The organism is Paraburkholderia oxyphila NBRC 105797, from assembly GCF_000685075.1.
GTDB classification, from domain to species: Bacteria; Pseudomonadota; Gammaproteobacteria; order Burkholderiales; family Burkholderiaceae; genus Paraburkholderia; species Paraburkholderia oxyphila.
This window is the reverse complement of record NZ_BAYD01000185.1, coordinates 1-11,144: the sequence shown is the minus strand read 5'-3', so window position 1 is coordinate 11,144 and position 11,144 is coordinate 1. Positions and strand designations below refer to the sequence as shown.

Genomic DNA, 11,144 nt, shown 5'->3' with positions numbered 1-11,144 from the left:
GGCTTCTTCGATCAATGCGGCTTCGTCGTCGAAGGGCATCGCCACCAGCACCGGCCCGAAGATCTCTTCCTGGCAGATGCGCGCACTGTTCTGGAGTCCTTCCAGTATGGTCGGCTGATAGAAGAAGCCGTTTTCGCGATCGTCGCCCACGGGACGCTCGCCGCCGCACAGCAGGCGCCCGCCCTCTTCCAGACCAATCGCCACGTAGCGCTCCACCGACTCGCGATGCTTCGCGGTGATGAGCGGCCCCATCTGCGTATCGGGCCGCGACGGGTCGCCCACGCGCAGCTTGCGCGCGCCTTCCACGAGCCGCTTCATGAACGCGTCGTAAATCGAGCGCTGCACGAACAACCGCGACCCGGCGATGCAGGCCTCGCCCGACGAGCTGAAGATGCCGTACAGCACGCCGTTCACGGCGTGATCGAGATCCGCGTCCTCGAACACGATGGTCGGCGACTTGCCGCCCAGTTCGAGCGACACGGGCATGAGCTTCTCCGCCGCGATGCGGGCAATGCCGCGGCCCACTTCGGTGCCGCCCGTGAACGAAACCTTCTTCACGAGCGGATGGCGCACCAGCACGTCGCCAATCACCGAGCCCTTGCCCGGCAGCACGCTCAGGATGCCCTTGGGCACGCCCGCTTCCTCGCAGATGCGCGCGAGCGCGAGCGAGACGAGCGGCGTGACTTCGGCGGGCTTGAGCACAACCGCATTGCCGCCCGCGAGCGCGGGTGCGAGCTTCTGCGCGTCCGAGGCAATCGGCGAATTCCACGGCGTGATGGCTGCGATCACGCCAATCGGCTCGTGCACGCTCATCGTCATGTAGTCGCCGCGCGAGGGCGTGAGTTCGTCGTCGAGCGTTTCGAGGCAGGCCGCGAAGTAGCGGAACGTGTTGGCGGCGCTCGCCACCAGCACGCGCGTCTCGCCGATGGGCTTGCCGTTGTCGCGGCGCTGCAGCTGGGCGAGCGCTTCGTGGCGCTGCATGATGAGGTCGGCAATGCGGTAGAGCACGAGCGCGCGCAGATGCGGCTTCATGCCGGCCCACTCACCGTGCTTCCACGCGGCGTGCGCTTTCTCGACCGCCTCGCTGGCGTCTTCGGCGCTTGCCGTCGAGACCTCCATGTTCACCGACTGGTCGGCGGGATAGATGCTCGCGAAGGGCGCGGCGCGTCCCTGGCGCCATTCCCCGCCGATCAGAATATCGCCGTTCGGAACGAGGCTGGTATCGAATGGAGTCATTTCAGAGGTCTCTTTGTTTCAGTGCCGGCGATGCGGTGTATAGGCACGCACACCGCCGGTGATCGCTTCAAAATCGCTTCGTCAGATTACGCAGCGCGCGGCCCGGTTACGCAGCGCGCGAATCGCGCTGTACGCGGTGAGCGCCGAGGTCTTCGGGTTGTCGGGCAGCGGCTTGCCGCACATCTCCAGCGACATCTCGCCGAACGCGCCGCGCGCCACGATGCGGTGCACGTTGCGCTCGACGGCCGGATCGGCAATCAGGCGCACCTTCGTCTGGTCGAGGCCGAGGCCCGCCAGCGCGATGGTGGCCGCCACGTTCGCGTTCTTCGGAAAGAGCCGCGCCGCTTCGCGCGCGCTGCCCTCGAAGATCACCTGCTCCTTCGTGAGCGTGCGCAGATCGCAGACCTTTTCCGCCGGCGTTTCGAGCCAGCCGAGCGGCGGCTTGCGGCCCGTGTACAGCACTTCGTCGAGGCCGCCGAGCTTCGCTGCCGAAAGCGCGTCGATCCCGCCAATCGCGCCGGAGAGCAGCGTGACCGTGGCGTCGCCTGCGTCGGCGGCGAGCGAGAGACGCTCGAGCAGATCGACGTCGGAGAGCGCGCCGATCGAGGCCACCGCGCAATCGGTGCCGCTTTGCAGCAGCGGCACGACGTGATCGATGAGCGCCGCGTGGCCCGCGCATTCGAGCGCGAACTGCGGCCGGGTCGTTAGCGCGTGCACCGACGAGACCACCTCCACCGCGCCGTCCACCTGCGCGCGCACGGCGGCAGCGTGCTGCTCGGGCACGATCACGTGCGAGACGTGCACGAGCGGGTCCGCCGCGACCGCGCGATACACGGTCTGACCGATCGCGCCGAAGCCGATCATCGCGATGTCGATAGGTGCGTGGGGCATGGCGTTCGCCTGGCTGTTATGCATGTTGGGGTTCCTCTTTGCGCACCGGCGGGCCCGCGAACGCGGTCTCGAAGCTGCCCACAGACTTCATGTCCACTTCGAGCAGCACCGGGCCGTCGAACGCGATGCCTTCGCGGATCACGGCGTCCGCGTCGTCGAGCGACGAGAGGCGGTAGTGCTTGAGGCCGAGGCTCGCGCAGAACTGCGAGAACTCCGGCTGATGCAGATCCACGAACATGCGGCGGCCACCGTACTGCGCGTCCTGAATGTTGCGGATCACGCCGTAGCACTGGTCGTTCATCAGCACGATCATGACGTTGGCCTTCTCCTGCACGGCCGTCGCGAGCTCGCCCACGTTGACCATCAGGCCACCGTCGCCCACGAGGCACACGGTCTTCGCCGCGGCGTTCGCGAGCGCGGCGCCAATCGCCATCTGCATGCCCTGGCCGATGCCGCCACCGAGCGCATGCACGCCCGCGCGCGGCGAGAAGATCTTCAGCAGGCGATTGCCCCACGTGCTGTTCGAGATCGTGACGTCGCGCACCCAGTTGTAGTCGCGGCCCACGGCATGTTGGAGCGACTCCACGAGGCGGCGATACGGCCCGAGACCCTTGGCCGTTTCCGACACGGCGATCTCGCGCGCTTCAGCCAGATCGGCGGCGAATTGCGGATCGACCTTGATGCGGTTTTCGAGGCGCGTGGCGAGTGCATCGAGCACACGCGCGGCGTCGCCGTGCACGAACAGCGCGTTGCGATAGCCGCGGTTGTCGGCGAGCGCGTCGGCATCGACGCGATAGAGCGGCTGCGGCAGACCCAGCTTGTACTTGAGCGTTTCATTGCCGCGCAGGCGCGAGCCGACCACGAGCATCGCGTCGCAGGTCTTGTAGAAGCGCTCGACCGAGGGGCTCACGTTGAACGCGCCCAGCGTGGCCGGATGATCTTCGGGCAGCACGCCGCGGCCCTGCACGCTCGTCACCACGCCAAAGCCGAGCGCGACGAGACGCTCAACAGCCGCGCGCGCATGGCGCGTGCCACCGCCGAGCCACAGCAGCGGACGCTTCGCCTTCGCGAGTTCGTTTGCGAGCTGCTCCACGCGCGCTTCGTCGTGCGTGAGGGTCGTCAGATGCGGCGCACTCAGGTCGGCGGGCCAGTCGGTCAGCGCGGCCTGAATGTCGATGGGAATCTCCACGCTCACCGGGCCGCTCGGCGCGGTTTGCGCCACGCGCACCGCTTCGCGGATCGTCGGCAGCGCCGTCTCGACCGAGCGCACGCGGAACGCGGCCTTCGAGATCGACTGGAGCATCGAGAGCTGATCGGGCGCCTCGTGAATATAGGCGAGGTCCTGATCCAGGTATTCGGTTTCGATCTGGCCGGTGATGTGCAGCAGCGCCGTGCCAGCCGTGAGGGCCTCGACCATCGCGCCCGCTGCGTTGCCCGCCGCCGTGCCCGTGCTCGTGAACGCCACGCCGAGACCGCCCGAGACGCGCGCGAGCCCGTCCGCCATGTTGACCGCGCCCGCTTCGCCGCGCGCACCGACATAGCGGATCTTGCCGCGACAGCCGATGGCGTCGAGGATCGGCATGTTATGAATCGAGATCACGCCGAAAGCGGTTTGGACTCCGCATTGTTCGAGGAAGGCGGCGATCAGTTCGCCGACGGTGGTTTGATTAGACATGACGTGCAACGCCTCCAGATACATCGATATGACTGCCCGTCGTATAGGACGACAGGGACGTGGCCAGATAAAACAGCGCCTGTGCGGCTTCTTCGGGACGGCCGAAGCGGCCGAGCGGAATGTGCTTCTTGCGTGCGAGCTCGCGCGTCCAGTCTTGCCAGCTCTGGCCGGCGGCTTGCGCCTCGCTGTCGTTCTCGTAGCGGCGGCGCCATTGGCCCGACTCCACGATGCCGATCAGGATCGAGTTCACACGAATGTGCTCGGGCGCGAGTTCCACCGCGAGCGACTTGATGAGGCTGAGCACGCCCGCACGCGCCGACGAGGTCGCCACCATGTGCGGCTCGGGCTGCAGCGCGAGCAGCGAGTTCACGCAGACGATCGCGGCATTGCCCGTGCCGTTGCCCCGCTTTGCCGCGTTGCGCAGCATCGGCAGGAACGCGCGTGTCGGGCGGATGATGCTGAAATACTTGAGGTCCAGTTCCTCGCGCCAGGCTTCGTCGGTGGTATCGGCGAAGGTCGAGACGCGGCCCTGGCCCGCGTTGTTCACGAGCATGTCGGCGCGGCCGAAGCGCTGCTCGACAGCGGTCGCAAAGGCGGCCACGTCGTCGGCGTCGAGCACGTCGCAGCGCACGGCAAGCAACTGCGCCTGCGGATGGCGCTCGCGCAATTCGCGCTCCGCACGTGCGAGGCGGTCGCCGTCGCGGCCGCAGATCGCGACCGAGGCGCCCGCGCGCAAAAAGAGGTCGGCGCTGGCGAGGCCGATGCCGGACGATCCGCCCGTCACCACCGCAACCTGGCCGCTCAAGTCGAGTTCAATCATTTGATCCCCAATGCCTTCATGTAAGGCGATTTCCTGCCGGCTGCGTGGGCAGCCGTTTGCGGCCTGAGTTGCGGCCGATAATTCAGACGCTTCGAGAGTTCGTCGGCGGCATGGCGCACCTTGTCGATCAGGCCGCTGTCGAGTAGCTGCGCGTCGATGCCGGGGCGCGGAATGGTCGTCGTCACCACGGCGGCGATGCGGCCCGTGTCGTTGCGCACCGGCGCCGAGACCACCGAAATGCCGCGCTCGAACGACGATTCGCTCACGGCGTAGCCGCGCTCCGCGTCCTCCCGAATGCGCTCGTAAAGCGCCTCGACCGTTTCCGGTGTGGAGGGCGTATAGCGTTCGAGCCGCGGCTCCGGATAGAGCGCGCGCAATTCGTCGAGCGTGAAATCGCCCATCAGCACCTGGCCGTGCGTCGTGGCGTGCGCGGGCAGGCGCGTGCCGACGTTCACCTTCACCGAGCTGAAAATGGGCGCGTGGCTCTGCGCCTTGGCGACGAACACGATGTCGCGTCCGTCACGAATCACGATGTGTGTGGTCAGGCCGGTTGCGTCGCGCAGCGCCTCGATCAGCGGCAGGCCGAGATCGGTCAGCTCGAGCGAGCTCAGATATTCGAAGCCAAGGCGCAGCACGGCCACGCCCAGGCGATAGTTGCGGTCCCGGTCGGCGCGCTCGAGAAAGCCGAGCGATTCGAGCGTCTGCAGCAGACGAAACACCGTGGTGCGCGGAATGCCAAGGCGCCGCGACAATTCGGGCGCATCGAGCACCGGCTCGCGCGGCGAGAATTCGGTCAGAATGCGCAGGCCCCGTTCCAGACCCGGCACGCGGTAGCTCGTGTCGTTGCGGTCTGCGTCGGCGTCGGGGGACGCGCTGGCGACGTCGGGTGTCATTCTCTAAGCTCCGTAGTACTTAATATGCAGCACAGAAAGCATCGATCAGCGCGTTGTATGCATCGGGCTGTTCGATGTAGCCTGCGTGACCCGCGCGCGGCACGGTCTGAAGCGGCGCCTGTGCGATATGCGCAAGCCGCTCGCATGCCGCAGGCGTCGTGATCGTGTCTTCGGCGCCCACCGCGACGGCCATCGGCACCTTGCCCACGCAGCGTGCGAGGTCGGCAGCGAGGTCGGCGTTCGCGAGCAGATGCGTGGCCTGGGCATAGCCGTGCGGCACGACACGCGACATGTTCCAGCGCACCCAGGCGCGCGAGCCGGCGTCCGCGTACGGCGAGAGCATGTTCGCGCTGCGCTTTTCCGCCAGGCCCTGCGGGCCGAGTTCGGCCAGCATCGCGAGGCGCGCATTGCGCTTTTCTTCGCGAACGGCGGCATCGGCGGCGCCATAGCCTCCGGCGGGCGAAATCAGCAGCAAGCCGCTCACGCGCACCGGATGGGCTGCAGCGAATGCACCCGCGATGATCGCACCAAGCGAGTGGCCCACCAGCACGCAGCGCTCGATACCGAGCGCGTCAAGCCAGTCGGCCAGCACGCGCGCATAGTCGGCGGCAACGGGCGACGCGCTCGCGACCGGCGTGGAAGCGCCGTATCCCGGCGCGTCCCACGCGAGCACGCGGCGCGTATTGACCAACCCTTCGCCCAGCGCTTCGAACTGCTGCACCCATGAAGCCGCGCCGGAGCCAATGCCATGCAGCAGCATGAGCGGCAGTGCCTCTTTACCGCTCTCGCCGGCTGCCTCGCGATAGCTCACGCACGCCTCGCCGGCCCGGGCCTCGCGCAGCGCAAAGCGCGCAAGACGCGTTTCGAGCGCGGCGGCTGATGAGACGGCGGTGTCGATCGCTTCGTTCATGACTGGGTGGTCCGTTGCGGAATCGTGAGTGGTTGGCTTGATTGCGTCGCTTTACTTCGCTTCGCGCTTGATCTTCGCGAGCGGCGAATCCGGCGGATAAGTCGGCGTGACTGGCTTGGGCGAGCCGAGCATCACGCACATCAGCGCGTCTTCCTCGCCGATGTTGATTTCCGTGCGGTACACGCCCGGCGGCACCGAGATCAGGTCGCGTTCGCCGAGCACGGCCTCCCACGTCTCGCCGTCCTTCTCGCAGATCACCTTCATCTTGCCGCGCAGCACGAAGAAGATTTCCTCGACGTCCATATGAATGTGGCTCGGGCCAATGTTGCCGGCCGGGATCACCATGGTCGAGAACGTGAAGCCGCCCGCGGGCACGGTGTTCGTGTCCTTCGCAACGCCGGTGCCGCCCGTGCCCACGTAGCGCATCTGCGCGCGGCGGTATTTCGGGTCATAGTCGGCCTGGAACTTCAGCGCGTCCCAGTCGTAGCGGCGCGTTTCATAGCGCGCCACGCGGCTGTTCATCCAGTCGTCAAAGCTCGCGTCGGCGGGACGGTCCCACGACTTGCACTCGATATCGGCATCGGCCATCGTTTTCTCCTTGGGTTCCTGAGAACTCATGTTCAATTCCACGAAATCAATTCATCACGAAGCCGCCGTTCACCGGCAGCAGTTGTCCGGTCACGAAGCGCGCCGCGTCGGACAAGAGGAACAACACCGGGCCCGAGACATCCTCGGGCACCTGGGCACGCTGCAAGGCGCGCCCTTCGAGGTAATACGCGTGGCGTTCCGCCGGCACGTAGGCCGTGGCTTCCACTTCCGTGAGGCCCGGCGCGATGGCGTTGACGGTGATACCGTCCGCGCCGAACTCGCGCGCGAGCGAATGCGTCATCGCAATCACGGCGCCCTTGCTGGCCACGTAGGCGAGCAGCCGGGGCGCGCCCCATAGTGCGGTATCCGAAGCGATGTTGACGATGGCGCCACGGCCCGACTCGCGCAGCCAGCGCTGCGCCGCCGCGCACATGAGCCAGGTGCCGCGCACGTTCACGTCCATCACGGCGTCCCACGTGGCCACGCTGATCTCTTGCGCGAGCTTGCCGCCCGAGTTCGTGATGGCCGCGTTGTTGATGAGCGCATCCACGCCGCCCATGCGTTGCGCGGCGCCATCGACGAATGCCGCAATGCTCTCGGGCTGCGCGAGGTCGAGCGGCGCGAACGCCACGTCGTGACCCTGGGCCGCGAGCGACTTCGCGAGCGCCTCGCCCGCTTCGTGCAGCACGTCGCCGAAGGTGACGCGTGCGCCGGCCGTGGCCAGTGCGCTCACGAACGCCGCGCCCAGTCCACGTGCGCCGCCCGTGACGATCACGCGGCGGCCGGCAAGCGTTGCCTGCGCCGCAAGCTGGGCGTCATGCATGGCTGTGCCCTGCGGCTTGCGCGGCCTCGCCCTGCTGGGCGCGCAGCGCGTCGAGCTCGGCGAAGTGCTGTTGAGCACGCTGGCGCAGCATGCGGCGCACGCGCGTCATACCCACGTCGTGCTGATAGAGGAACTCGTGATCGCGTGCATTCGGCGCCATGCTTTCGAGCACGTAGCGGTCTTGCTCGAGCACGTCCCAATGCAGGCCTTCGAGGCGGTTGCGGTACATGAAGCGCCACGCGTCGCGCTGCCAGCCCTGCACCTTGCGGGTGCGCCAGAAGTAGACCTGGCAGTTGTCTTCGTCAACGGGCACCGCGAAGCCGATGATGCCGAAGTTGCCGCCCGGGCCGAACTTCTTCTTGTACGGAATCGCGAGGCGCATCCAGAGGCAGCCGGTTTCGCCCAGCTCGACCCAGTCGAAGTTCACGTCGCGTTGGCCGACCTTCTCGAACATCAGGCCGCTCTCGGTCTTGCGCACGCGCATGTCGGCCTGCTTGTCGCCTTCGGCCATCGAGTGCGAGGTCGCGTGCAGGTAGGCGCCGTGCATCGGGTCCATCACGTTGTCGATGGCGTACTGGTAATTGCACTTCCAGTTGGACATGCACAGGAAGCTCGCATATTCGTCGCCCACGAGCTCCTCGGGCAATTGCAGCGGCGCGGGTTCCTTGTGCGCTTCGTCGCCGAACCAGAGGAAGACCGCACCGGCATGCTCTTGCGCCGGATACGACTTCACGCACTTCGTGCCTTCGAGCGGGCAGGCCGAAACGGCCGGCACGTTCTGCACGGTGCCGCTGCCGTCGACTTCGATGCCGTGATACCAGCACGCCACGCGGTTGCCGAGATTCCAGCCGAGCGACAGACGCGCGCCGCGGTGCGGGCAGCGGTCTTCGAGCGCGTGGACCTGGCCGTCCTGATCGCGCCACAGCACGATCTGCTCGCCAAGGCGCGTGATGCCGATGGGCGCGTTGCCGACTTGCCAGCTCGGCGCAACGGGATACCAGTAGTTCTTGATGCCGCGGTCGAGGTAGGCGCGAATCGGGTCGGCGCTGCTGGTGGCTTCGGGCGTGGGGGACGTCATGTGGGGTCTCCGTGTTCAGTGTTTGCCGTGGTTCCGTGTTTCCGGACGCGGGCTCATTCGGCGAGCAGACGGAATTCGGCGGTGAGGCGCTCGGCGCTCCAGGCCGTGCCTTCTGGCGTGCGAAAGCCGATGCGGTTCAGGCCCGCCACCACTTCATCGAGCTCGGTGGCGCCGGCTTCGAACACCTGTTCGAGCGCGTCGCCGAAATCGTTCTCGTATTGCGTGGGCTCGGCCTTGCGCGTTTGCCAGACCAGGTTTTCGGTCTGGCCCGGCTGCTCGATCACGCCCTTGCCGGCCACGTTGTTCGGTTGCGGCGCGAGCCAGGGCTTGAGCAACGGATTGAAATTCACGGGGACTTCACGCATGTCATTCCACCTTGATCTGGATTTCTTCACCAGCGAGTCGCACCGCGTACGTCTTCAGATCGCGGCCGCCAGGCTCCTTGAGACACTTCCCGGTTGGGATATGAAATACGGCTTCGTGCAGCGGGCATTCGACGGTGTCGCCATCGACGAAGCCTTGCGTCAGCAACGCGTATGCATGAGGGCAGACGTTTTCGAGTGCGTAGAGCTCGTCGCCTACCTTGTAGATACCGATTTCCGTGCCGTCGAGCTTGAACTCGAGCGGTGCGTCTTCGGACAGATCGCCGGCATGCCCGGCGCAGCGCCATTCTTCAGCCATTTCTCACCTTTCCCGATCAACCGTGTTCCATATAAGGAACATTAGTTTATGTATGGTCATTATAGAAACGTTCTGGCGGGGAGAAAATAGAAATCCGCTGCCCCTGGGGAAAACACCGAGCGCATCTTTGAAAGGGACATGAACAACGCCACCGGACGTACCGCCAAAGTTGCCAAAACGCTTACGGTGCAGGCACTTACGCGCGTATCGAGCCAACCGCCGCGTGTGCGCACCTGGGGGAACTACCGTCCAAAAAAAGTATTTTGGCGTCGCGCTAGAGTCACTATACTTCCCAAAACGTTCCATACGCAGCACGTCATACCATATATGGAACAACAAACAAAGAACGCGAGCCGCCGCTAGAAGCGCGCCGCGCAACGCCGAGGGATTGGGTCTGCCGGACGATCACGCCGGCATTTCGTCATACGATCAGGAGTCCAAAGTTGAAACACTTCATTGCCGCGGGGTTGACGGGAATCTGCGCCGTCTCGTCTGCATGGGCGCAGAGCAGCGTCACGCTATATGGCAGTCTGGATGCGGGCGTGGCCTACATCAGCAACGTGGGTGGCCATTCGAAGTGGATGGAGGAGCAGGGCAATACGCAGCCCGACCGCTGGGGCCTGCGCGGCCAGGAAGATCTGGGTGGCGGCCTCAAGGCGATCTTCACGCTCGAAAACGGTTTCTACACCAACACGGGCGCGATGGCGGTGGCCAATACGCTTTTTAACCGTCAGGCGTTCGTGGGTCTCGCCTCGGACCAGTTCGGCACGCTCACGCTCGGCCATCAGACGCCGTTTTCGTTCGACGTGCTCGACCCGTTCAGCACGGCGTATCTCGCGGGTAGCTGGTATGCCTTCCATCCGGGCAATATCGACGAACTCGCGGACACCGGCGTCGTGCCCTACAACAACTCGGTGAAGTACCGCTCGCCCACGTGGTATGGCTTCACGGCGGGCGCGATGTTCGGTTTTGGCAATACCACGAACTTTTCGGATGGCCGCACGATGAGCTTTTCGCTCAGTTATGGGAATGGTCCATTCAAGGCTGGCGCCACGTGGTCGAACGAGCATGACCGGACGGTGTCGATCGCGACTACGGGTATCACGACGTTCCAGGACCAGCCTGCGGCTACCTATCTGGCCGACAAAGTGGAGAACATGGGTATTGGCGCGTCGTATTCGTTTGGCAAGGTGCTTTTGCACGGGCTGTATACGCGCACGAAGCTGGAGTCCGGCGGCCAGTCCGATACGTTCCAGAGCTACGATGCCGGCGCGAACTACCAGGTCACGGCGTTCAACAGCGTGGTGGGCGGTGCGGCAACCTCGACGCTCGAGGGCCGGCGCTGGAGCCAGGTGATGATCGGCGACGTGTATTCGCTTTCGAAGCGTACGCAGGTTTATGTGAATGCGCTTTATGAGCACGCGAATTCGAGTGCGCAGGCGGCCTTTTTCACGGCGGGCGTGTCCAGCGGACGCAATCAGGCTATCGTGCTTACGGGGATTCATCACTCGTTCTGAGTGCTTTAGGCTAAAGGCGTTGGCCTTAACTT

The 11,144-nt window shown here is 65.5% G+C and carries 12 protein-coding genes; 1 reads left to right on the top strand and 11 read right to left on the bottom strand.

Translation table 11 applies throughout. The annotated features are described in order from the left end of the window. The 11 genes from BO1_RS46870 to BO1_RS46820 all read right to left on the bottom strand — a co-directional run. Window positions 1–1,236, bottom strand: a 1,236-nt coding sequence (locus tag BO1_RS46870) for an aldehyde dehydrogenase family protein (RefSeq protein ID WP_028223484.1), incomplete at its 3' end; no start/stop codon positions are given. An 81-nt stretch (window positions 1,237–1,317) separates the two neighbouring features. Then, complete coding sequence (locus tag BO1_RS46865; protein ID WP_028223483.1) at window positions 1,318–2,151, bottom strand: aspartate dehydrogenase; 834 nt, start codon at window positions 2,149–2,151, stop codon at window positions 1,318–1,320. After that, entirely contained in the window at window positions 2,144–3,802 is a 1,659-nt protein-coding gene (locus BO1_RS46860; protein ID WP_028223482.1) for a thiamine pyrophosphate-binding protein, read from the bottom strand. The genes BO1_RS46865 and BO1_RS46860 overlap by 8 nt, the downstream gene beginning before the upstream one ends. Then, entirely contained in the window at window positions 3,795–4,622 is an 828-nt protein-coding gene (locus BO1_RS46855) for an SDR family oxidoreductase (protein WP_028223481.1), read from the bottom strand. Before BO1_RS46855 ends, BO1_RS46860 begins: the two co-directional genes overlap by 8 nt. Continuing rightward, window positions 4,619–5,515: an IclR family transcriptional regulator gene (locus BO1_RS46850; RefSeq protein WP_028223480.1), complete on the bottom strand. Its 897-nt coding sequence runs from the start codon at window positions 5,513–5,515 to the stop codon at window positions 4,619–4,621. Before BO1_RS46850 ends, BO1_RS46855 begins: the two co-directional genes overlap by 4 nt. 19 nt (window positions 5,516–5,534) lie before the next feature. Further along, the gene (locus BO1_RS46845) at window positions 5,535–6,425 is read right to left on the bottom strand and encodes an alpha/beta fold hydrolase (protein WP_043289106.1); all 891 of its coding nucleotides are present in this window, start codon (window positions 6,423–6,425) and stop codon (window positions 5,535–5,537) included. Window positions 6,426–6,476: 51 nt separating this feature from the next. Further along, window positions 6,477–7,013 (bottom strand): cupin domain-containing protein, encoded by a 537-nt coding sequence (locus BO1_RS46840; protein ID WP_028223478.1) that lies wholly within the window; start codon window positions 7,011–7,013, stop codon window positions 6,477–6,479. Between the two features lie 46 nt (window positions 7,014–7,059). Beyond that, window positions 7,060–7,836 carry an SDR family oxidoreductase gene (locus BO1_RS46835; RefSeq protein ID WP_028223477.1) on the bottom strand — a complete coding sequence of 259 codons (777 nt, stop codon included), beginning with the start codon at window positions 7,834–7,836 and terminating at the stop codon, window positions 7,060–7,062. After that, window positions 7,829–8,914: an aromatic ring-hydroxylating dioxygenase subunit alpha gene (locus BO1_RS46830; RefSeq protein ID WP_028223476.1), complete on the bottom strand. Its 1,086-nt coding sequence runs from the start codon at window positions 8,912–8,914 to the stop codon at window positions 7,829–7,831. The genes BO1_RS46835 and BO1_RS46830 overlap by 8 nt, the downstream gene beginning before the upstream one ends. 53 nt (window positions 8,915–8,967) lie before the next feature. Beyond that, window positions 8,968–9,279, bottom strand: a complete 312-nt coding sequence (locus tag BO1_RS46825; protein WP_028223475.1) for a recombinase-like helix-turn-helix domain-containing protein — start codon at window positions 9,277–9,279, stop codon at window positions 8,968–8,970. Between the two features lies 1 nt (window position 9,280). Next, the gene (locus BO1_RS46820) at window positions 9,281–9,595 is read right to left on the bottom strand and encodes a non-heme iron oxygenase ferredoxin subunit (RefSeq protein WP_028223474.1); all 315 of its coding nucleotides are present in this window, start codon (window positions 9,593–9,595) and stop codon (window positions 9,281–9,283) included. Window positions 9,596–10,038: 443 nt separating this feature from the next. Between BO1_RS46820 and BO1_RS46815 the strand changes: the two genes are divergently transcribed. Further along, entirely contained in the window at window positions 10,039–11,112 is a 1,074-nt protein-coding gene (locus BO1_RS46815; RefSeq protein ID WP_028223473.1) for a porin, read from the top strand. Window positions 11,113–11,144 lie beyond the last annotated feature (32 nt).